The sequence below is a fragment of the Haloferax sp. Atlit-6N genome (assembly GCF_003383195.1).
Classification (GTDB): domain Archaea; phylum Halobacteriota; class Halobacteria; order Halobacteriales; family Haloferacaceae; genus Haloferax; species Haloferax gibbonsii.
Map to the genome: position 1 here is coordinate 85,029 of NZ_QEQJ01000007.1, position 22,372 is coordinate 107,400.

Annotated in this window: 20 protein-coding genes, 1 tRNA gene and 2 pseudogenes; 11 read left to right on the plus strand and 12 right to left on the minus strand. The window is 55.8% G+C overall.

Annotated elements, in window-relative coordinates; translation table 11 throughout:
• Positions 1-119: 119 nt before the first annotated feature.
• Positions 120-1,190, plus strand: coding sequence for an iron transporter (locus tag DEQ92_RS19165; RefSeq protein ID WP_115821347.1), 1,071 nt, complete (start codon positions 120-122; stop codon positions 1,188-1,190).
• 62 nt (positions 1,191-1,252) lie between these two features.
• Here DEQ92_RS19165 and DEQ92_RS19170 read toward each other — a convergent pair whose 3' ends face one another.
• From DEQ92_RS19170 to DEQ92_RS19190, 4 genes are all read right to left on the minus strand, one after another.
• Positions 1,253-2,764 carry a hypothetical protein gene (locus tag DEQ92_RS19170; protein ID WP_115821349.1) on the minus strand — a complete coding sequence of 504 codons (1,512 nt, stop codon included), beginning with the start codon at positions 2,762-2,764 and terminating at the stop codon, positions 1,253-1,255.
• Between the two features lie 444 nt (positions 2,765-3,208).
• Complete coding sequence (locus DEQ92_RS19180) at positions 3,209-4,141, minus strand: cation diffusion facilitator family transporter (protein WP_115821351.1); 933 nt, start codon at positions 4,139-4,141, stop codon at positions 3,209-3,211.
• A gap of 12 nt (positions 4,142-4,153) precedes the next feature.
• The gene (locus DEQ92_RS19185) at positions 4,154-4,513 is read right to left on the minus strand and encodes a hypothetical protein (protein WP_115821353.1); all 360 of its coding nucleotides are present in this window, start codon (positions 4,511-4,513) and stop codon (positions 4,154-4,156) included.
• Positions 4,514-4,515: 2 nt separating this feature from the next.
• Positions 4,516-7,152: a heavy metal translocating P-type ATPase gene (locus DEQ92_RS19190; protein WP_115821355.1), complete on the minus strand. Its 2,637-nt coding sequence runs from the start codon at positions 7,150-7,152 to the stop codon at positions 4,516-4,518.
• Between the two features lie 180 nt (positions 7,153-7,332).
• On the opposite strand from DEQ92_RS19190, the gene DEQ92_RS19195 reads away from it, so the two are divergent.
• Both DEQ92_RS19195 and DEQ92_RS19200 read left to right on the plus strand, forming a co-directional pair.
• Positions 7,333-7,596: a hypothetical protein gene (locus DEQ92_RS19195; RefSeq protein ID WP_115821357.1), complete on the plus strand. Its 264-nt coding sequence runs from the start codon at positions 7,333-7,335 to the stop codon at positions 7,594-7,596.
• Between the two features lie 779 nt (positions 7,597-8,375).
• Positions 8,376-9,011: an IS6 family transposase gene (locus tag DEQ92_RS19200; RefSeq protein ID WP_115821359.1), complete on the plus strand. Its 636-nt coding sequence runs from the start codon at positions 8,376-8,378 to the stop codon at positions 9,009-9,011.
• Between the two features lie 1,962 nt (positions 9,012-10,973).
• Here the strand turns inward: DEQ92_RS19200 and DEQ92_RS19215 are convergent.
• From DEQ92_RS19215 to DEQ92_RS19235, 5 genes and pseudogenes are all read right to left on the minus strand, one after another.
• Positions 10,974-12,296, minus strand: a pseudogene (locus tag DEQ92_RS19215) (arylsulfotransferase family protein).
• Complete coding sequence (locus tag DEQ92_RS19220; protein ID WP_115821363.1) at positions 12,293-12,571, minus strand: hypothetical protein; 279 nt, start codon at positions 12,569-12,571, stop codon at positions 12,293-12,295. The pseudogene DEQ92_RS19215 and the gene DEQ92_RS19220 overlap by 4 nt, the downstream one beginning before the upstream one ends.
• Complete coding sequence (locus DEQ92_RS19225; RefSeq protein ID WP_115821365.1) at positions 12,568-12,945, minus strand: helix-turn-helix domain-containing protein; 378 nt, start codon at positions 12,943-12,945, stop codon at positions 12,568-12,570. Before DEQ92_RS19225 ends, DEQ92_RS19220 begins: the two co-directional genes overlap by 4 nt.
• A gap of 151 nt (positions 12,946-13,096) precedes the next feature.
• The gene (locus tag DEQ92_RS19230) at positions 13,097-13,324 is read right to left on the minus strand and encodes a transcriptional regulator (protein WP_115821366.1); all 228 of its coding nucleotides are present in this window, start codon (positions 13,322-13,324) and stop codon (positions 13,097-13,099) included.
• Between the two features lie 60 nt (positions 13,325-13,384).
• Positions 13,385-14,347, minus strand: coding sequence for a transcription initiation factor IIB family protein (locus tag DEQ92_RS19235; protein WP_115821368.1), 963 nt, complete (start codon positions 14,345-14,347; stop codon positions 13,385-13,387).
• 204 nt (positions 14,348-14,551) lie between these two features.
• Here DEQ92_RS19235 and DEQ92_RS23265 point away from each other — a divergent pair, with 204 nt between their 5' ends.
• The 3 genes and pseudogenes from DEQ92_RS23265 (at position 14,552) to DEQ92_RS19245 (ending at position 16,882) form a co-directional block, all read left to right on the plus strand.
• Positions 14,552-14,785: a hypothetical protein gene (locus DEQ92_RS23265; RefSeq protein WP_147299506.1), complete on the plus strand. Its 234-nt coding sequence runs from the start codon at positions 14,552-14,554 to the stop codon at positions 14,783-14,785.
• 196 nt (positions 14,786-14,981) lie between these two features.
• The gene (locus tag DEQ92_RS19240) at positions 14,982-15,560 is read left to right on the plus strand and encodes a CPBP family intramembrane glutamic endopeptidase (RefSeq protein ID WP_199522930.1); all 579 of its coding nucleotides are present in this window, start codon (positions 14,982-14,984) and stop codon (positions 15,558-15,560) included.
• Positions 15,561-15,727: 167 nt separating this feature from the next.
• Positions 15,728-16,882 (plus strand): annotated as a pseudogene (locus DEQ92_RS19245) (multicopper oxidase domain-containing protein).
• Positions 16,883-17,088: 206 nt separating this feature from the next.
• Here the strand turns inward: DEQ92_RS19245 and DEQ92_RS19250 are convergent.
• From DEQ92_RS19250 to DEQ92_RS19260, 3 genes are all read right to left on the minus strand, one after another.
• Positions 17,089-17,274 (minus strand): hypothetical protein, encoded by a 186-nt coding sequence (locus DEQ92_RS19250; RefSeq protein WP_115821371.1) that lies wholly within the window; start codon positions 17,272-17,274, stop codon positions 17,089-17,091.
• A 92-nt stretch (positions 17,275-17,366) separates the two neighbouring features.
• Complete coding sequence (locus DEQ92_RS19255) at positions 17,367-17,879, minus strand: hypothetical protein (protein WP_199522931.1); 513 nt, start codon at positions 17,877-17,879, stop codon at positions 17,367-17,369.
• A gap of 343 nt (positions 17,880-18,222) precedes the next feature.
• Positions 18,223-18,807 (minus strand): plastocyanin/azurin family copper-binding protein, encoded by a 585-nt coding sequence (locus DEQ92_RS19260; protein ID WP_115821375.1) that lies wholly within the window; start codon positions 18,805-18,807, stop codon positions 18,223-18,225.
• A gap of 187 nt (positions 18,808-18,994) precedes the next feature.
• On the opposite strand from DEQ92_RS19260, the gene DEQ92_RS19265 reads away from it, so the two are divergent.
• The 5 genes from DEQ92_RS19265 to DEQ92_RS19285 all read left to right on the plus strand — a co-directional run bounded on the left by DEQ92_RS19265 (position 18,995) and on the right by DEQ92_RS19285 (position 22,345).
• On the plus strand, positions 18,995-20,419 hold the full coding sequence (locus DEQ92_RS19265; RefSeq protein ID WP_115821377.1) for a cytochrome ubiquinol oxidase subunit I: 1,425 nt from the start codon (positions 18,995-18,997) through the stop codon (positions 20,417-20,419).
• Entirely contained in the window at positions 20,412-21,416 is a 1,005-nt protein-coding gene (cydB, locus tag DEQ92_RS19270; RefSeq protein ID WP_115821379.1) for a cytochrome d ubiquinol oxidase subunit II, read from the plus strand. The genes DEQ92_RS19265 and cydB overlap by 8 nt, the downstream gene beginning before the upstream one ends.
• Before the next feature lie 93 nt (positions 21,417-21,509).
• Positions 21,510-21,740, plus strand: coding sequence for a hypothetical protein (locus DEQ92_RS19275; protein WP_199522932.1), 231 nt, complete (start codon positions 21,510-21,512; stop codon positions 21,738-21,740).
• Positions 21,741-21,810: 70 nt separating this feature from the next.
• Positions 21,811-21,885, plus strand: a tRNA-Glu gene (locus tag DEQ92_RS19280).
• A 40-nt stretch (positions 21,886-21,925) separates the two neighbouring features.
• Entirely contained in the window at positions 21,926-22,345 is a 420-nt protein-coding gene (locus DEQ92_RS19285; protein ID WP_115821383.1) for a hypothetical protein, read from the plus strand.
• Positions 22,346-22,372: the final 27 nt, after the last annotated feature.

Here is a 22,372-nt window from a genome sequence, read left to right on the forward strand (position 1 = left end):
TCGTTCGCCTGGCGTAGACAGTCACAGAATGGCCGAGGCTGGCAGTTACAGAAACTCCCGGTTGACGACAGCGAGGTCGACTCAATGAATCTACCAAACATAGTATCTCAGAGGGGCATATGAATCGGCGAACGTTTCTCAAACAGGGGACTGCTCTCTCGGGGGGCCTAGTGCTGTCTGGTTGCCTGGGGCGGCTCGGATTCGAGACGCAGTCTGCATGGCGTGATCCTCCGCTCGTGGAGGATCGACCTGACGCGGTCTACTATCCGGCAATCATCGAAGGGATGGGAATGTACGGAACGACGACGGCAGGCAGTCTCGGATTTGCACTGATGCACTCCTTCCCGCACCGTTTCTGGAACCTCACTGGCTCACGAAAGACGAAAGTCGTCGTTCAGTCGGATGATTCGGTGCATCTGATGGCGAGTGTCTGGGACACCGAGACGGAGACCGTACTCCCGGTCGACGTCTCTGTCGAAATCAGTAACAGCGACGGTCGAGTGTCCTCGACCAACCTCTGGCCGATGATCTCGCCGAATATGGGGTTCCACTACGGCGACAATATCGCTCTCCCGGGGGAAGGACAGTACGATGTGACGCTCCAGGTCGGCCCCTTGCAGACAGCTCGTACGAATCCATTCCATGGGCGATTTACAGAGGGACAGTCTGCCACGATGCAGTTCACGTTCGATACGGATGAGACGTACAATTTGGAGATTCGCCGGTTAGGCGACAAAGCAGGCACCCGTGGGACAGTTGATCTAATGGACATGGAAATGGTCCCTGAACCGGTCGTACCGACAAAATCCGACCTTCCTGGTCGACTTCTCCATGAAGGGCAATCCGGTGATGCGACGATAGTCGTTGCTCTCGTTGACGGTGACCATCGGTTTAGCGATAGTGACGGTCCCTTCCTGATCGTCTCTCCTCGAACACCTTACAATCGCGTGATGCTCCCGAGGATGGCTCTTTCAGCAACACTCAACCGAGGAGGAGACACAATCACACAAGGGACACTCCAAGCGTCTCTCGATCCCGACCTCGGGAGTTTCTATGGGATGGGTCTTGATGAACTCAAGACGGGCGATACGGTCAGAATCACCGTAGAGACACCACCTCAACTGGCGCGGCACGATGGCTACGAAACCGCGTTCCTCGATATGGAGCCGATTGAGTTCACTGTCGAGTGATCCCTTTCTGGTCACGCTCTGACCATAGTGTGTGACCAGTGGTCCCCTCGAAACCACCAGAATCAGGGTAGATAAGGGGGCGTCGCTCCGGGAAGTGAGAGAATCCAGAGGCTAATGACGGTGTAACCGATCATCACAATAATGAACGGGTACTGGCTCCGGATCGCGACGAGACGGCTCGAGAAGAGTTCGTAGGCGGTCGCGTGCGCTGCCCAGATAGCGAGGAGATGCCCGACGAGCACGTAGGCGATACTCAAGCCTTCGAACCATCCAGGTGGAGATAATGTCAGGGGATTCGCTGGGGGCGACAGTGGGGAGACAATCGCCATCCCTAGGGCTGGACTGAGGGATACGGCCAGTCCGGTGTAGTGAGCGAGGTGATATCCCGCTGCGATGGCCAATAGCGAGGGTGCAAACCGAAAGGCGATGCGTTTTGCTGTAATGTATGTCCCAGTCCGTCGCCGAGAGAGTACACCAGCATACCAATATGCGGCGAAGAAAACGACGTAGCCACTGACGAAAAGGAGTGTGTAGATGAGAATCGCACGAATCTGTACGGCTCCCACTCCAATATTAGAGAGGCTGACGAGTGCCTCGATAGTTGCTGCGCCCGTCTGCGTCGTGATGAAGCCGCTGTACGTGAGCTCCCAGATTAGCGCAATGACGAACGCGACATCGGAGGTGTCCGTGATTAAGTCTGAATCAGTCAGGTCGCTACCGGGCAGTTTTACGGTGAGCTTCCCATCCCGCCGTTTTACAGGAGCGACAGCCCCGAAGAATCGGAACAGGACGGATAACGGATCTGCGTTCCCGAACCATGCGTTGGGACCGACGAGTACAGCGCCTGCAATTGTGACGACACTGTAGCCGAGGATCGCAATCGAAAGAGTTGACGGGATCGTGCTGACAGGGAAAACCACCTCAACCCACACGAGAAGTAATAGGCCACCAACAGCTGGCCATCGGGCTAATTCTTCTGGATACGTCCGGTATCCAGTTGGGAGTAGCGAGACGATTCCTCGCCAGGGGTTCAGCACTGGCCAGAGATTGCCTCCGAGATACGTGAGCATCGGCAAGCCTGCACGAACGACGACGAACGTGACGAGGATGGTGAAGCTCGCTGTCGGGAGTTGTGGGCCCGTCACTCCGAGGTAGACTGCCAGTCCGAGGACGACGATCCCGAGTCCACGTCCGATCCACACAATAGGTGTTCGCCAGTCATCAATTGTTGGACCAGGAAACGACCAGCTGTGGAGATAACGGATAAACGCCCGATCAGTGACGAAACTTGCAAGCAGGGCAGAGGCGCCAATCGTAGCGCCGCCAGTGGCGAGATACAGCCATCGGGGAATGGCAAGTGTATCCCGTGGCTGCTTCGAGAGCGTCATTCCGTTCCCGGCAGCGACTGTTTCGGCAAACAGCGTCAATACCGAGACCCAGGTTACAAACAGGACAAGGAGTCTTAACGTTGTATTCGACACAACCCAATCACAAAGCCTCGATGCGGGGTAGGGATCTATATCTTCATCTCCATATGCGACCGAGACCGTGTCTGTGTCAGGTGACGATGGCATATATGTTGAGAAGACCGAAATACAGGAGCACGAGAGCTCCGAGTGCTTTCAGCTGGAGTGTACGTAACTCGTCTTCTTCATCTGCTCGAGCAGAGAGGAATGCGTCTTTCTCGTCGGTATCCAAATCTTGGGGATGTTCTAAGCCTTTGTGGAGGATGAGGCGGTCGGTCGTAGGGAACGGATGCCCACAGTAATCACACTTACCTGCAGGTGAGTCACGCCGTGGAACCGTAGTGCCTTCGTATGACATAAGCTCGAACGCTGTTGTTCGCTCATCTGTCACTCACTGTTGAAACTGTTCTGGTTTGACGTTCGAATTGCTCCCAGAGAGCATTTGCAGACTTGGAGTTATTTCTGTTCAGGTGGGGGCGGATGCTCTGCGCTCCGTTAATGTCAACATTGAACACCGTATCACATTCCTCACGTACGATATCGTGATGTCCGTTAGTGCGCGTGGCTCGTGCGAGTCGTCGACTCTGCATTCACATCCGCCGTCCCGAGAAGTTCGACAGTCGCGTGGTCTACTCCGCCCCTAGTGAGTTGTTCGTGTGCCCGTCGACGGATCATCTGCTGATCTTCGAACGTCTCGGCGGCGTCGCTGAGACGAACCGTCGCAACGGTTAGTTGACTACACACCTGCCAGACGTGGAGATCATCGACCCGTTCGACGCCGTCGATTGTCAGCAGTTCATCGCGCAACTGATTCGTATCGGTCGGACTGCGTGCTAACAGTATCGAGGAACTCTCCCAGAGGACTTTACCGGCGGACCAGAGTACCAAGACGGCGATGAGGACTGCGACGATTGGGTCTGCGATAGGCACGTCGAAAACCGCGATTACGGCCGTCGAGATGATCACCGCTATCGACCCGCCGGCGTCACCGAGGAGGTGGTAGAACGCGCCCCGTTCGTTGAGACTCATATCGCCGCCCTGTAACACGTAGACAGAGCCGAGATTGACAAGCAACCCTCCAATTGCGATGATCAGTGTCATCGTTGGGTTGATGCTCACTGGATCGAGAAACCGCTGATAAGACTCCCAGAGGATGTACCCCACCATCGGGACGAGGAGGATACCGTTGAGGAAGGCGGCTACGGGTTCCAGTCGGTGCAGCCCGTACGACCACCTCTCCCCGCCCTCGAACCGTTCTGCGGTGTAACTCGCGCTGAACGCCATCACGTACGCTATCATATCGAACAGCATATGCATCGCGTCGCTGATCAGCGCGACCGACCCGAACAACAGCCCTCCGGCCAGCTCGACGACGAACCCGATAAAATTGATCGCCGCGACGACAGCGAGCGTCTTCGTACTCCTGCCGGACGATCCCCCCTCTGCACCGTTCGTTTCGTCGGAGTCGTGATCGTGTACAGCCATCTTTATCAGAATTTAGGACATAGACTCCCGGTTCTCGACGTTCGAGGAATCCCCGTCCGGCGAACGTTCAGTATCCGCGTCCACGTCCTCCAACTCCGACCAGTCCTGTGCGCTAGAGCCCAAGAGTTCCAAGGGTCGGATCCAGACGTACCACACGACGAATATCGTCGTCCCGTACCCGATGATCCACACAATATCGGCTGCGAGTGACAGATCCGCACCCTCGAGGATGTATACCCCGAACCCGGGTCCGATCAACCCGATCGTGACGACGACGAGGAACGATAATCGAGAGGGCAGTCCGAATGGGTATCGGCGGGTTTCCTCGTCCGATTCATCCTCGGAATCGGCTGGCTGTGTCTGAGTATTCATCGTTACAGTTCCACCCCCTCAGTTTCCGTGTTCTCAGTCCCCTCCGGCTGCAGGCGGGAGAGCCGCATCGCGTTACCGGTCACGCCGACTGTCATCCCGGCGTCACCCGCGAGAACGGCTAACCAGATGGGTACGAGACCGAACGGAACGCCGACGGCGAGTGCCGCCTTGACCCCGAGACTCGCCCAGATGTTCTGTCGGATGACGCTGTTCGCGTCGTTGGCGAGTTCGTACAGGTACGGCAGTTTCGAGAGATCGTCGGCCATCAGCGCGATGTCGGCGGTTTCGAGCGCCGTGTCGGTCCCAGCCGCGCCCATCGCGACCCCGACAGTGGCCGTCGCGAGGGCCGGCGCGTCGTTGACCCCGTCGCCGACCATCGCCACTCCGTCGTACGCGTCGACGAACCCTTCGATCGCCGACACCTTTTCATCCGGGAGCAGCTCCGCCCGATACTCGTCGACGCCGACCTGTTCGGCGATAGCCCGCGCGGTGCGCTCGTTGTCTCCGGTGAGCATCACAGTTTTCTTCACGCCGAGGTCCTTCAACCGAGCGATAGTCCGTTTCGCCTGCGGACGGACTTCGTCTGCGACGGCGACAACGCCTTCTAACTCGTCTTCGGTTCCGACGAGTACGACGGTCTTGCCTTCCGATTGGAGTTTCGGGACGGTGTCTTCAAGCAAGTCTAGACAGTTGTGGCGGTCACAGAGTTGCTGGGCGGTCTGCGTGACGACGCCGCCATCAGTCGTCGCATGGACGTGCGAGAGGTCGAACCCGAGTTCCTCGAACAGACCGGGTTTCCCCGCGAAGTGGCGTTCCCCGTCGAGGGTCGCACGAACGCCCTTGCCGGTGATGCTCTCGAAGTCCTCGATCTCGCGTTCTCCGACGCCAGCGCTGTTCGCCTCTGCGACGATGGCTTCGCCGATGGGATGTTCGCTGCGCTGTTCGAGGCCGCGCGCGCAGTTCAGCACGTCTTGCTCGCTGTTGCCGTTCAAGGGAACGACGTCTGTCACCGTGAGCTCGCCTTTCGTGAGGGTGCCCGTCTTGTCGAAGGCGACGACGTCCACCGCACCCATCGCTTCGAGGTGGTTACCTCCCTTGATGAGAACGCCATTCTTCGCGGCGCTCGTAATGCCAGAGACGACCGAGACAGGCGTCGAGATAACGAACGCACATGGACACGCAAGGACCAACAGCGTCAGACCATAGACAACAGCGGTCGACCAAGGTGTGCCGATAACGTACGGACTGCCGACGGTCACGAGAACAGCGAACGCGACGACGACCGGGGTGTAGTACGCCGAGAACCGTTCGACGAACTGCTCGCGTTCAGTCTTGTTTGACTGGGCATCCTCGACCATCTCGACGATTCGGGAGAGCGTGTTGTCCGACGCTTGGCTCGTGACCTGTATTTCCAGATATCCCTCCTCGTTTATTGTACCGGCGTACACCTCGTCGCCCGCCGTCTTATCCACGGGGACGCTCTCACCGGTGATGGGGGCTTGGTTGACGGCACTCTCGCCGTCGACGACTTCACCGTCCATCGGTATCTTCTCACCCGGACGGACCACGACGATATCGCCGACGACCACGTCGTCCACGGGGACCGTCACCTCCTCACCGTCCCGCTTGACGGTTGCCTCGTCCGGAGAGAGGTCCATCAGTTCTCGCAGGGAGTTGCGAGCACGATCCATAGAGTAGCGTTCGAGTAGCTCCGCGACGCTGAAGAGGAATGCGAGCGTCGCCGCCTCGAAGTACAGCGCTTCGCCGAACACCAGACTCGCGAGGAGTGCGCCGATGATCGCGACGGACATCAGGAAGTCAATATCGAGGTTCAGGTTGCGGGCAGAGTAGTAGCCGTTGCGGAGGATGGTCTGCCCGCCGAAGGCGACGGCGATCAGGAACAACACGTCGGCGACGAGGAGTTCGCGTCCGACGACGGTCGCGAGTTCGAGGTTCTGCCCGACAAGGAAGAATTCGAACAGGATACCGAGTGCGGTGAATCCACCGCTGACCCACGTCTTGATGGCGCGAGTGCTCGTCCAAATACTCTCTCGGGACTCGTCTTCGTCAGCGCTCGTCTCACGGCCCGTGTCCGTTTCGGTAACCTCGTAGCCCGCGCTCTCGATGGCGGCGACGATGTCTGACTCGTCGATAGAGGACTCGTCGTAAGTGACCGCCACCTTTCCCGTCGTGGGTTGCGTCGAGTACGTCGAGACGCCATCGAGACGGTCCAGAGCGCTCTCGATCTTACCGGCACAGGAGGGACAGTCCATTTCCGGCACGGTGAATTTCACAGTGAGTTCTCCATCGCCTTCGATGCTGTATCCAGCCCTCTCCACCCGGTCGCCGATCGACTTGGGGTTAGTTCGTTCAGGATCGTAGGAGACGCTGAGTTTTCCCGTCGTGACCTGCGGGTTTACGTCCTCGATACCGTCGAGTTTCTGGACGCTGCTCTCGACCTTCCCTGCACAGGAGGGACAATCCATCTCTGGGACAGAAAACTCTGCGACACCTCCACTGTCCACCGATTTCGAGGTTGGTTCGGTCAGTTCCTGGTCGTGGTCGTGGTCGTGATCGTGATCGTGGTCGTGGTCGTGTGGATCCCCTGAGTCATCGGGTTCGCGATCCGAGGATGTCATTATGAGAGAGAAGGAGAGCCGGAGTTATTAATTTGACTGCTATTAAACGGCGTTTAGATGGGATAGATTAACAAATTATCCTGGATTATTTGTTAATACTGGATCGTGCATCGGAGACAAGTGTCGTATCTGACGCATAGAATAGCAGTGGTTTAGTGCTACCGGACAGTAGACGAGGATATGGAAGAGACCGCTCGAAAGATGAGCGGACGGTTCGTATTCGGTTCCGTCTTGATTATCGCTGTCGTTATCGGAGCCGTTCTCGGATTAGTCATCGGTACGAGTACCGAGATACAACACATTGCGCTTCTCGAACTCGTCACGTTCCATCCGACACCGATCGGTATGGCGTTCTATGGAGCGACCGCCTCGACTGTTCTGGTGGGTACCGTGGTTGGAATTGTCCTCCTCCTCTCGCGGTTCGATGATGCCGCAGTCCAGTAATCAGATCTTAGTTGATACCAGCACAACCGAGGCGAGACATTCCCGCGAGATCAGTTATCAATAGCAACACCCTTACGAAGCCGGCGATATCGATGTGGTTCGGACGGTTGGCGAACGCACGTCACGTATCTGCAGAAACCGGAGTCCAGACGAGGAGCCCCGTAGAAAAGAGCGAGAGTCGCGCCCACGTTCCGACCCGCCAATCAGTCATTGTGCCGTTCTCGAACCAGACCGACGCCATCGCGTTTGCGTCCAAGTACGGCGGACAGGTTGCCCAGTGGGACGAGGTACGATCTCGTGAGACTGAACCAATCGGACACACGACCGCAGAGTGGGAACGGATCACGGCTGAACGCGAGGTACAGACAGATTCCATCGTGACCGCGCGGCGAACGTTACTTGACCGACCCGTCTCCGTCGTCGTCGGGGAAGACGCGCCGACGCTCGCTGACGCCGTACGGAGCGCTCCGCCGAACACGAGTATCCGAGTCCCAGCCGGGACGTATAACGTCTCCAATGTCAGTATCACCAAACCAGTGGCTATCCGAGGAGCGGGACAGAACCGAACGCACCTTGTCGGTGATGGGACGGGTACAGTGATGACCATTACGTCGCCACGGACTGCCATCACGAATCTCAGTCTGTCCGGCGTCGGACCCGCTCGGAGCGGGAACAACGTCACTGCCGGTGCTGTCGCCGTCAACAAGACGTCGTGGAAATACAATATGGTCGTGTTTAGTTAAGGATGAAGGGTGAGGCGGGAGAATTTCTTGGTGCCTATGCCAGAAATCGCCCGCCTCAACGGATGTACAGACTGGATTGATTTGGATTTTGTGGAGCGACAGCGGACACCCGAGCGCGCGATGAAGCTCGGTATTCAACTCCAGTTAGCGGGGCTGTCGCTGTCGAATACCGTCTCGATCCTCGAAGAATTGGGTGTCGAGCGATCACGCAAAGCAATCCACGATTGGATCCAAAAAGCCGATCTACGGCCCGCAGACGGCCGAAGCCCGAATCACGTTGCGCTCGACGAAACTGTGATTCGAATCAATGACCAGCAATTCTGGCTTTACGCAGCGGCTGATCCCGAGACAAACGATCTGCTACATCTGCGACTCTTTGCAACGACAGCGACCGCATTAACAGAGATTTTTCTGCGAGAACTCCGCCAGAAACACGATATCGAATCCGCCGTGTTTCTGGTCAATGGTGCTCAACACCTCCAAACTGCGCTGGCCAGAGCCGGGCTCCGATTTCAAACTGAACGGACTGGAAATCGGAATGCCATCAAGCGAATTTTCCGAGAAGTCAAACGCCGAACATCCTCGTTCTCAAACTGTTTCAGCCATATTGAGCCGCAAACCGCCGAAAAGTGGCTCCAAGCATTTGCTGCTTGGCTCAATGCTCCTAACTAAACACTACCCCGTTACAGGCATAAGTTTGTAATAATACAGATAGCGATATTATTATACGATGTGGGTAAATACTAACAGTAATTAATAAAGTGGTGTTACACTGTCTGGGAAATAATAACACATAGTACACAGATACAAAGTAGATACTAGCCAACAGTAGACCCCCCCACGGTCGTGTTTAGTCAAGCGATTACGGCCGAAAACGCGGTTGGGTGGGGTCCCGCGAGTGCAATAAGCGGGGGGTTAATAGAGGCGACGCGTCCATCAAGAGTGGAAAGGGCCGCGGTCTCGTCGAAGAGTGGGGACGCAAGGACCGCAGCGAATACCGCGAGCGCAGAAGACTACAGGAAGCCTATTGAATCGAGACCAGGGGGGCTTCCACCGTCTTCTCTATCCCGTTCAAGCCGATTTCATTCCTTACTAAACAGTACCTGTGAGACTTCCCTATTCCGCTGAGCGGCGGCCGACTAGGATATGTTGTACTATTTGCAGAACAACGATCGCACCGATCACGGCCGAGCCAATGAGAGGCGCCGTCCCTTCCGTCGTCGGATTCCTAACGTAGAAACCGACCAGACCGAACAGCAGTACGAGTATCACTGGCGTTAGGATGTCCTCAAAGGCCATACCGAGACGCAGATATCTCTTCTACAAGTAACTAGCGAAGATCGTTGAAGATTCACCCTCCTCCTTTTCGGAAAATGGACTCTCATTTCACGTTCCGCTCCGGAGAACACTCGTGAAAAGTTCACACCTTACTCGGAATCGTGCTGTTGTTAGTGTTGAGTGGGTTTGCGGATCGAGATCGAAGACTGGTGGGTATCATCGAAATCAAAACACGACTCACTGGCGATTCTCTCTAACGATGAAAGGCTTCGATAAGGTACCAGAATACAAGCGAGAGAGCAAATTTCAGGGTTTGCGGGGATCCCCGTGAGCGAAATAACCGGATTCAGACCGAGGGAATTGATCACATAGGGTGTTTCAAACGACAGATATCGGCCCTACAACTGGTGCATCTCCATCGATGAAGGAAGTTCTTGGAAACTATAGTAGCGTTTGCAACTAGTTGCTCACCCGACCGAACGCTGTCGTGCGATCTAGTGAGTAAAGACGTGCAGGTGCTACTATAGTTTGCTCGGATTATATAAGACAATCAGCTCGGCCGGTAGCCAGTTTATTGTGCGTGTAGGGGAAATACGTCGATGATGAAAGTGCGAACGAGCGGCAAACACTGGACCACCCTATCTCGGGCAAATGAACCGGAACGAGCCCACGATCCAAACCAACCCGAAGGTGAATCAAGATGAGTGAGGAGTCAAAAACGAAAACATTGAACACCGGGTCAAGTCCGTGGCCGATGTTCATCGCCTTCGGATTGGTTCTGTCCGAAGTGGGCATCTTATTCGCGCTCCGGCCCGTTTCAGTAGGGGGTCTATTGCTGTTTGTTGGATCGGTCGCCGGGGTTCTCGCCGAATCGGGATACGTCACTCATCCTGCTCGGTCGATTGGTGCTCAGGGAATCGCGCTTGTAGGAATCGGTGCTGTACTAGTCCTCCAAGAGCAAATCGGAGCGACGATTCGGGGCCAATCTATCGCTATCGCCGGAGTGCTCAGTCTTGTCCTTCTACTACTCGGAGTCGGATATAGCCGATTCCATCTCGAAAATGTGAGTCCACCTGTCGAATCGTCGGAATCTCCGTCTGACTAACCCGAAAACACTGCAACCCTATGTCGGGATTCAACGGCAGAAAAACGATGTACTACACCATTTGAGAGAACAGGCGTTTCAAGGAGTTCATCGATATGGTAACCCGAGCAGCGTGGCCGACTCTCGTAGTTAGGGAAAGTTACTAAAGCGGCGCTGGCCCTCTTTGAGGACATCGACTGGAAACCTACGAACACTCCCTCGTCGAGTTGGAATACTTCAAAGACGTGATTGAGAACAACACCGTTGATTGACTAGGTCCGACGACGGTCAACTCCACCGACGACGATGAGGAGTACGGAAACTAATGTCACTCCGAGTTGTGGTTCCCGAAACCAGAAGGGCGTCGAGGGAATGACAGCACGAAGCCCGACGAGCAGCAACGAGAGAACCGGTACGTCTTTGTCGGGAGTTTCGGCGCTACCACCATCGCTCGTGTACCGAGGTCCCCCGACAGGCTCACCCACAGAGAGACGATCTGCTTCATACGGAATACGGTCGGTTTGGACACTCCAGACGACCCTTCCTGATTCGTTTACTTCGACGAGTCGGCGGTTCAACGTGTCCGTAATTAAGGTGTTCCCGTTTGGAAGACGATCAGCATCTCGAGGCCAATTAAACGCAATATCGCCAGCACTGTCGAGCGCCCACGCTGGTTCCCAACTCCCATTCTCGATTCGGTGGAGTTCGACGACCCGGTCGTTCTCGCTATCAGCGACGAGGACGGCATCATCCCCGAGCCACTGCGGGTTGTGCTGGTGGTTGAGCACGTCGGGGTCACCACACCGAATATCGCCATCACTATCATAGTCGGCTAGCTGATCTGATTTCCGACAGTTGGCATCGTTTGAATCGGTCGTGTCCTCGTTGATGACGTCGACGACACCCTCTCCGCGCCCGATGACGAGAAGTTGGTTGGCATTCCGTACGGAGACGAGATAGCGTCCGGTGCTGATGACGTCGACGTCGTTGATGTGCAGCCAGTCGGTCGTCGTCGGATCTTGTGGGGCGTCGTAGAACGAACTCGCATTCCACTGCCACGTGACTTCGCCGTTCTTGACAGTAAATATACGCTCGTACTCCATATCGGTGACCAAGTATTCTCCCGATTCGAGTCATTCGACATTGTGGACTTCGCTGTTCTTGTTCGTTCGCACTGGGAAGCTATACTCCGAAAGCACTTGCGGGTCTTTCCCAGGGTCAATGACTCGGAATCCCGTTCGGGTACAGGGAGACTCGTACGGTCCGCACGAAGCGTACCCGCTGTCCATGAACCCGGCTAACACTGTTCCGTTCGCCGTTTGCGTGACGTCAAAATAGCTATCAGCACTCGATTCACGCCAGGTAGTGTTCGTCCCGTTGAGGAGGTAGACGCTGCCGTATTCGTGCCAGCCTGGGCCACCCCCCTGAGACCCGACCAAGGTTCGGGACGTCTGGTCTGTCTCCGAAACCGTCCCAATCGCAGGGGCGAGCATTGCACTGCTAACAAGCGTGAGAACGAACAGAACCACGCCGAAAAGGATTAGGTAGCTACCCCGACGGAGATCAGGAACGGCAACATTCGGAACGGGGTTCATTTCTGGATATACAGCGAGTACATGATGACTGCGAGGCCAAGGGCGACAAACAGGCTGTTGATGAGCACGCCGAGGGCCAATCCGACAGAAAAGAACTGATTGGCCACGCCAGTCAGGATTGCCCCGAGTGTGATGATACCGAACCCGACACCAAGGACGCGTAGCGAGTCCGCACCCGTCCGTCGATAGGCTTTAAATGCAATGTAGGTGATCCCGCCACCGAGAAGCAGGATTACAAACTTGACGACTGCAATCGCCGTGATGACGCCTTTCATACTTCGTCCCCCATCATCGACCAGATATCTGCAAGCCGTTCGTCGGTAGATTGCGGCGGCCGATCGACGCTCACCGAAAACGTCCCTGTGTCGTCCATCGAGATCGTGACGTCCTCGAACGACCGCTCGTAGTAGGTGACCCGTCCACCTCCGGGGTTAATTGTCTCCTGTTCTCGAACGAGGGAAGCGGAACTGAGGAGTTCTAATTTTCGATACAGCGTCGACTTGGGAATGTCACATGCGTTGAGGAGTTCGTTCGCAGTCATTGGTTCGATAGTTTCCTGGAGAATAGCCCGACACGCGGGATCATCCAGCGCATCAAGGACATCCTGTACCTCCGGAGTGTCCTCGGACGACACTGAATTATCTCCCATTATTCGATAATACGTGGTCCTCGGGATATGGTGTCCGATTGCTGGAGAGGCATCCCATCGGTCCCACGAATGCAGTCGGGATTGTGGTTCCAGAGTCATGACGGTCGATCCATCGAAAGAGGGAAGACATAGTGACACAGTTGTGAAGCGGTTATGAATCGTCCTGAATTTCGAGTCGTTGTTCGCCTACGTCTGTGATCTCGTAGAGACCTCTCCCCAGTGGAACAATACAGCCCTCACTATGGAGGTGAGCACACGTTTGGTCAATGGTGATCGGATGTCCATCGACGGCGTTAGTGATCTCCATCACATGGCACGGTGACTCTTCCACGAGCAGCTCCAATACCTCGACCTTGGTCTGTATTGAGAACTCGCTCATGGTAAATATCGTGTTACGACCCAATCAGTGGCCGAATTTCGCCCGGCAGGGGCTATCCGGTCAGTCATGCTGCGCATACACCTCGAGAAGCTCTTGGTATCGGTTTCGGATTGTGACTCGACTGACGTGGGCGACCTCACTCACCGTCTCCTGTGTGAGCTGCTCGTTCGTGAGGTGGGTCGCAGCATATAGCGCGGCAGCCGCCAACCCGGCTGGACTTTTCCCACTGTGGACGGCATTATTTGTAGCTACCTCAAGCAGTTCTCGAGCGCGCCGTTCTGCTTCGTCGCTCACGTCAAGCGATGACGCGAATTGTGGTATATATTGCATGGGATCCTCCGGCTCGATCTCCAGCCCAAGTTCTCGGGACAGATATCGGTACGCTCGCTGGATCCGGATTTTCTCGACACGGCTAACTTCGGCGAACTCCGTCAGCGGCCGTGGCATTCCATGCTGTCGAGCAGCCGCGTACAACGACGCCGTCGACATACCCTCGATCGAACGACCTGGGAGCAGGTTCTGCTCTACAGCACGCCGGTACAGCACGCCTGCAGTTTCCCGAACCGATTCCGGCAGTCCCAGAGCGGAAGCCATGCGGCTTATCTCCCCGAGCGCTTGCTTGAGATTCCGCTCGTGGGCATCCTTCGTCCGGAACCGCTCGTCCCACGTCCGGAGGCGCTGTAATTGAGCACGTTTGCGACCGGAGACAGCCTGTCCATAGGCATCCTTGTCCTGCCAACCAATAGTCGTACTCAGGCCCTTATCATGCATCAGCTGCGTCGTCGGAGTACCGACCCGACTCTTTTCATCGCGTTCGTCAGACGTGAAAGCACGCCACTCCGGGCCGTGGTCAATTGGATCATCTTCAAAAACCAACCCACAGCTTTCGCAGGTCGCCTCACCGCTGTCGCTATTCAGGGTAATATGGCCCTGACACTCTGGACAGGTGTTGTCGTTAGCAGGCTTCACCTCACGGTCGCGTTCATCTATTGATCGTTCCTGGGTATGTTCTTGAGATCTCATCATATCGGCGTATAGGGTTTTCCCTACAAACCATAGATCGCGTTAAGAGCATCGTGGGACTGCTCCCCAATGAATAGTTGGCGATGTCCCACTCACTGGGAATTCGGCCTAACACTTTGTCTCCAAGAAATCAACCAAACACACCGGGAGTTAGAATCCCTACCCAAATAGTATGTCTCAAACCCGACGCCGCTGGCACGATTTGTGGACCACGATTTCAAGGATTCGGCCCTGTTGAAACCCACAGGTCTTGACAGGAGTAGCGTGCTGAATATAGAGGCTGCACGGAGTAAGTCCGAATCGTTCAATCCATGGGTTCAGAGGGGAAACGGCCGTTCGGCAGGTGCAAAAGTGGAACACGGTGTCGACGCCACACCCACGCTCCTCATCGATGGCACGACGGTCAATCCACTCCGAAACGAAAAGCGCCGAATTTGACCTATCAAAGCTGGCTTGTAGTGTGAGTTCCAACATTTCAATATAATTAATGTCTTCGACATCTCGGATCGGATCTGTCGCCACGGCAATTGGCCTCACGTATGGAACGTACCTCGTTGGTTCCGTCGTGATTCTCACTATCGTGACCGGTGTTGGACTGCTTGGCGTTGATCTTTCATCACGTCCTATCCTCCGAATGTTCCTAGTCACGGTGTTCTTGCAGGGAGTGACCTTCGGGGGAATCACCCTCCTCTATCTCAAACGCTATGACCTCGGATCCGAATTTATTCCTGTTAATCTACCTGACAAACACGATAGTGCAGTGATTGCCGGGGGGAGTATTTCGCTCCTAGGTCTCCTCTATGTGGCTTCGTCGGTGATTTCAGCCCTCGGCCTAAGCTCAGCACAGAATCAGATCGTTGCGGTTGGGCAAGAGAACCCAGTCGTGTTTCTCCTTCTCATTCCGCTTCAGTTCCTCTTGGTCGGACCAGGGGAAGAACTGTTGTACCGAGGGCTTATTCAGGGGAAGCTCCGCGAAAATTTCTATCCAGCCCGTGCCATCGTCCTCGCCAGTGCGTTGTTCGCCTCGATTCATCTCTTCTCTCTGACCGGCGAAGGGAAACTGGTGTATATTGGAACAGCGTTCGTTCTGGCGCTCGTACTCGGGATTGCGTACGAATATACGGAAAATATTTTAGTTCCGACATTTATGCACGCAACATATAACGCGGCCCAATTTGCGGGCGCGTACCTGACGTCGACGGGTGGGATTTGATACTTCTCCTGATTCCGCGCGTGTCTTCAGCCTAGCATTGAATATTCAAACTTAGAGAAGTTCCCGCTATGCCTACCAGCTTGTGCCGAACATCTCCACTCGCTGTCCCGTGGATTGGGACGCCGCAGTCGCCCTATGTTTAGGCCAACCAAAATTCCGAGTGTATTATGACTACACGTTTCGGCGCACCCGGAACCGGACTGTCCCGGCGTGAGTTTCTCGCGGCAACTGGCGCGACTGGTCTCGCTTCGTTAGCAGGCTGTTCTGCGGGCGGAGCCAACGAGCCAGCAGCAACGAGCGACACGCCCACGCAGGCACAAACTGACTCGCCTAATCTCCCCTACACCAGCCCTCCAACAGTCGTCAACGTCGACGAGCAGGGCGGCGAAGTGACGATGCGGACTCAGCAGGCCCGCCACGCCGTCCACCCGCTCGATACAATGGGTGGCCCCGTCGAATTCCCACGCGTCTGGGCGTTCCAGGCTGACGACAACGACCCCAGCGTCCCCGGCCCAATTCTCAGAACGACCGAGGGTAACGCGATGGAGGTGACACTCGACAACACCGATGGCCGACGTCCCCACACGATTCACTTCCACGGGGTTCGCAAGACGTGGGAGAACGATGGCGTCCCGACGACGACCGGCATTCAGGTTCCGCCAGGGGAGACACACACCTACGAGATTCCCACGAACGTCCCTGAAACGCATTTCTACCATTGTCACTTCCAGACCCACCGGCATATCGACATGGGCATATACGGGATCTACCGAGTCGATCCCGAAGGCTACGGACCCGCGGACCGCGAATACTTCATGACGATCAAGGACTGGGATTAACGGGTTCCACGGAAGTGGGCCGGTGAGGCGGACTTCACCTACAATTCGGCAAGTCGAAATCCGGACGTATTCACCGTCAACGGGAAGAGCGCGCCCCGGACGCTGCATCCCGAAGAAGGGTCCCCGATCATCGTCGACGAGGGCGACTCAGTTCGTATCCACCTCGTCAACGGCGGGTACATGTCGCACCCGATGCATATCCATAACCACCGCTTCCAGCGTGTCGAAAAGGACGGCGGGACGATTCCGGAGGCTGCCCGCCACGACATGGACGTCACGAACGTCGCCCCCGCTGAACGACACACGATCGAGTTTACTGCCGATGCAGACCCCGGCATCTACCTGATGCACTGCCACAAGGTCAACCACGTCATGAACGGCACGTTCTATCCTGGTGGGATGCTCACCGGCGTGGTCTATCGGTCCGTCATGGATACGGACATCTTCAACCAGCTTATGGAGTACGCCGGCTACACCGCGTAGAGACGTTCTATACGACAACCAGGACTGGATCTAACTGAACGATAGTGGTTAACCGCCCCTGGTGGACTCCTGTTGGTTCGACACCGTCCCGCTGAAACAGCCGTCGGTAGGACTGCGAACCGGTCATCGAAATAAATCTGAATCAGCACCAGCTGGGGGCTAGCATGGACCGAAACCCAGCAAATTTCGCCGACTGGGTCGGCCTGTTACGGACTGGCGCGGAATTCGCCGTGTTTCATTCCGAAGAAGAACGCGATGACTGAGAAGACGATCATCGAGGGCAGAACCATCATGAAGACTGTCGAGGAGGTCATCACGGTCGTGAGCGCAATCGACGCGACGGCGACAATTACGACAAGGGGAGCCACCGAGCGCACAAAGTCGAATTCCATATGTACTGTTGTGACCGGATAGACAAAACCGTTAACAAAGTAGATTTGCTGGAAACCGGCACTGACGACTGAGTAGGAGGTGAAAGAGGGAACTACTCATATTGGGAAATGATTTCCAAGATATCGACAAACGTCGCCAATACCGGATAATCAACCTCCAGATCCTCATAGAGATACGAACAGAGATCAGTGTAGGCATCCGCATCTGCTGACCGATCGATTCGATGAGCGTGGATTTCCTCCTGCCGTTGCTGGATCCAGCTCTGACATTTATCATTCAACGTGTGAAGGGTGTCGTATCGGTCGATCAGTTCAGTATCTGAGAGGGCCTGTAATTCCGTCGAATCAAGTTCTGCTATCGCCTCTCGAATCTCCTGAACCGTGGATTGCGCGTCTTTGAGCGTGGTGAATTCGTCTTCGAGAGTTTCTAGAAAGACCCGCCGGTTGTCAATACACTGCTGTGTGGCCTCGAGGAGTCGTTGTTTGATGAGCGGTGAGAACGTAGTCGCTTCTGAGATCAGGAGCAACACATCCATCCCGAATTCGGCACTGAGGCTCGCCTCAAACGAATCACCGTACACGTCGCCGTAGTGGTCGACTGCCATCACAGTCTCACGATACCACGGCTCGATGGTATCGCGAACCGACTTCTCTGCGGATGTAAGGCTCTGATTCACTCCAACAACTGACCGTTCGAACCGTGGATCCTGTGTTTCGACGGTCTGAATACGCTGGCGAAACCGTTGGAACGCTCGACATTCGCGTTCGACCTCGCGTCGTTCTCGCCGAACACTATCGAGGGCAGCATCTGTGTATGTCGGCCACGAGCCTTGTGCGAGCGTCATCGGAAGTGTATGTCTCCATACTGGAAGTCCGAAGCAGAATCAATGTCGGCCATATGGTGTACAAGCGATTCCGGAGCGCACAGCTCGCAGTATACGCGTCCGTCTACCCGGAGAAGGAACTGTACGAAACGCTGCCTTGATCGACGATGGTCTGGCTTTCGGGAACGTCTCCGTCCGGCGGCATACTCCCCTCCGCGGGACCGCCGGGTTCGCCAACGACAATCCGACCAACCATCCCCAGGGACTTGTGCGGGATACAGAAATAATCGTACGTGCCCGTAGTCTCGAACGTATGCTCGTACGTTGCGCCCTGTTCACTCAGGATTTCGCTATTGAACGTTTCAGCTCCCTCGGGAATCCGCGTCACCTCTGCTGAACTCGTTCCTTGTTTGTAGGCAGTTGCCGAGTGACTCCCACTCTGGATTTCGAACGTGACTGTCTCCCCGGATTCGACGAACAGACCGATGGGATCGAAATAGTACTCGCTCCCTTCGGTGACCATCATAACCGTGTTCGATCCCCCCGAGCCACCGGCCGTTTCTCCTCCCGAACCGCCGGTCGTCTCCTCTGTCTCAGTCGTAGTCGGCTCACCGCTACCATCACCATTTCCAGAACTACAACCTGCGAGACTGGTTACGCCACCTGTTGCGAGAATTCCGGCTGTCTTGAGGACTTGTCGACGCTCCATACCCACTTATCAAACTCCCCGATATAAGGGTCGAAGGCGGATTCCCAATACATAGGACACCGCCTTCGTTTGACGTACCGAAGTCGCAAAGTCGGAGTGATGGCATTCTATCCGACAGCGGTCCATTTTTCACCCAATCTACGAACCATCGTTCAAACCAATAGCGCCATCTGTCGAGGTGAGACCGGTGGTTGATCCGGTTCTAGCGAGCCGACTCCAGTTTGCGCTCACCACGATCGTTCACATCATCTTCCCAGTGATGAGTATGGGACTTGCACCGTTTCTCATCTATTTCACATGGAAAGAGATTCGCACCAAACAGCCAGTGTATGAACAGCTCCGTCGGTTCTGGACCCGCATCTTTGCGGTCAGCTTCGTCGTTGGAACGGTGACCGGACTCGTCCTCGAGTTCGAATTCGGAACGAACTTCGCCGCGTTCTCGACGACCGCAGGGGAGCTGTTCGGTGGTCCACTCGCTCTCGAAGGGATGATGGCGTTCATGCTTGAAGCGACGTTCCTCGGTATCTTCGTCTTCGGCCGCGATCGTGTTTCGGACCGGCTCTACTTCTTGTCGAGTATCGCCGTCGGGCTCGGCACCTGGCTCTCAGCCGTCTGGATCCTCATCGCAAACTCGTGGATGCAGACACCACGTGGGTTCGAAATGGCCGTGGAGAACGGCCAGCGAATTGTGAAGCTTACCGACCCGCTCGCAGCCTACCTCAATCCGAGGTTTCCGTATATGTTCATCCACATGCAGAACGCGGCCGTCGAGTCGGTCGCGCTCTTCATGGCCGGCGTTGCCGCCTACTACGTGTTCCGACACCACGTCTGGGGATACCCGATTGAACACATCGATGTCTGGGAGAAGTCACTGAAAATTGCGCTCGTCGTCCTCCTAATTACGGCCCCACTACAGGTGATTCAGGGCGATGAGTATGCTCGCCATGTCTCTGAAACCCAACCCCAGAAATTCGCCGCGATGGAAGCCGTCTGGGAAACCGAGTCCTACGTCCCCGAGTATATCGTTGCGTTCCCGGCGAACGTCAATGACCTGCTAAACCCACGCACGAAAGAACTCTTCGGCATAGGCATTCCGGGTGGCGCATCCTGGCTTGCGAGTGGCGGAAACCCACAGGCAACAATACGTGGCCTCGAATCCTTCTCAACGAAATCTCCACCAGTGGCGATCGTCTTCTGGGCGTTCCGGATTATGGTCGCCCTCGGCTTTTGGTTCATTCTGCTGGCCGTCTGGGGGGGCTATCGGTGGTGGCGTGGCGAACTCTTCGAGGATGACCTACTGCATAAGGCGTTAATGGCATCGTCTCTCTTGGGATTCGTCGCCGTGGAGGTCGGCTGGATTGTCACCGAAGTCGGGCGACAACCGTGGGTCATTCAGGGGGTGATGAAGACGAGTGCCAGCGTCTCTCCGAATCTCACAGGCGCCGAAGCGACGTTCACACTCCTCGGATTCGTTACCGGGTACATCATGTTATTGAGTCTCTACACATATGTCGTTGGTCGTATCATCCGAGAGGGGCCGCCATCGAAAGACGAGCTCACGCAGAGTGATACTGTCCACGTCCGAGAGTCGGAGGTGACGTCCGGTGACTAACGTCGGATCGCTGGCTACGAAGCCGCTCTTCGGATTACCGCTCGCCGAGCTTTGGTTCGCGCTGCTGTTTTTCATCTTCGGGATGTTCCTCTTTCTCGACGGCTTCGATTTCGGTGTGGGCGTCCTGTTTGCGACCCGTACCGATGATCACGAGAAAGAACAGCTGTTGGCGGCTGTCGGGCCGTTCTGGGACGGGAACGAGGTCTGGCTCGTCGTCTTCGGTGGTGCACTGTTCGCAGCGTTTCCGTCCGTCTACGCGAATCTCTTCAGCCGATACTATCTGTTGATGTTCGCGATTCTCGCCGCACTCGGCCTCCGGGGGCTCGCCCCAGAGATGTACGAGGAACGCGAAGACGACCGCTGGCGGACACTCTGGGGCTACTCGTTCGTTATCGGGAGTACCGTGACGCCGTTTCTGCTGGGGCTGTTTGTCATGAACTGGCTGATCGGAGCGACTGGGATCATCACCCCCGTGGGGGTCCTCGGGGGTCTCACAGTCCTTGTCCTCACGGTTGTCGACGGGGCAGCCTTCCTCGGGTTGAAAACTCGCGGCGCGCTGCGAGACGACATGCGGAACCGCGGTGTCCGGGCTGCCGTAGGGTATCTTGGGGGAGTGATCATCACTCTCGGGGCGATATACGTGACCGAACCAGCACTACGCTCCTCGTTCCGATCACCCCTCATTGTCGCACTTGTGATCCTTACTGCCACCTTGATAGGAATCTACGTCGTCGCGCTCCGTAGAAACCGATACTACGCCGCGTTCGCGGCGACAGCCGCACTCGTCTTCGGACTCGTGGCACTCGTCGCAACCCTTCTGTTCCCCTACGTCGATCGGACCGCCGGCCTCACGATCCGAGATGCGATTATCTCCACGCTTCCGCTCAATCTCATGTCGATCATGACGAGTGTATTGCTCCCAATCGTGTTGATGTACTTCGTCGTACTCTACTCGGCGTTCAGCGGTCCGATCGATACCGAGGAAACCTACAGATGAGTCACACCATCAGACAACAGCGTGTCGTTAGATTGCGAGGACAGAGTCAGCTGGAAAATCAACATCGATTCGTGAATATGGTGGTCTGAGACAGTGACATCAGCACAGTCCAATTCGGAGCCTCGATTGCTATCCCGAATCGTAGTGACGTGGGTTGAGCTCACGGTTGTCGGGTTTGGAGGAGGTGCAATTGGTACATCGATTGGTGGTCCAGCAGGGTTGATTATTTATTTCATCACAACCTTCGTCTCAGTTGGAATCCTCTTCTACAACATGAACGAACTCATCAAACAGTGGGTTGCTCCCGATGGAGACACCACGTAGTGTCGGTGTGTGGCGAGTTCAGTTACGCGAAGGGAGTAGGCTTAACTGGATTCGCTAGCAATTACAAGATGTTCCGTTAGTGTAGCTCGGCCAATCATCTCGGCGTCTCACGCCGAGGACCGAGGTTCAAATCCTCGACGGAGCATCCCTGATCCGTTCCACTGCTCTTCTCATACCCCTGATAGATGTCTACCGCACAACAAGGAACCGAGGAACACATTTTAACCCGCTATACCTCCGTAGAGATCGGTACAATCACCAGCCCATGTCTGATTGTTCTTGCCACCGCCACGGTCGTATACAGCTGGCCACCGGCTGTACTCGGATGGTTTGTATCCGGCTTACTCGGACTTCTTGTCGCAGTAGCTTCCGGCCGGACATCAGCAGTCAAGCCCAGTCTCATCAAGTGGCCCCGGCCTGAGTCAAGAGGTGATTTAGCGGTGAATGCGATCGCATACAACGGCGTTTTGATTATCGGAACCGTACTTGGACAGATCATGTGGACAGCATCAAATAGTCTCCTACTCGCTGCAGGGATTGGAGCCGTTCTTCCGGTCTGGTTCCTCAAGCATATACAGTTCCTCGTGTTTCTGGACGGCGAGTGAATTCACTGTGCCGGTCATACTTTCGGA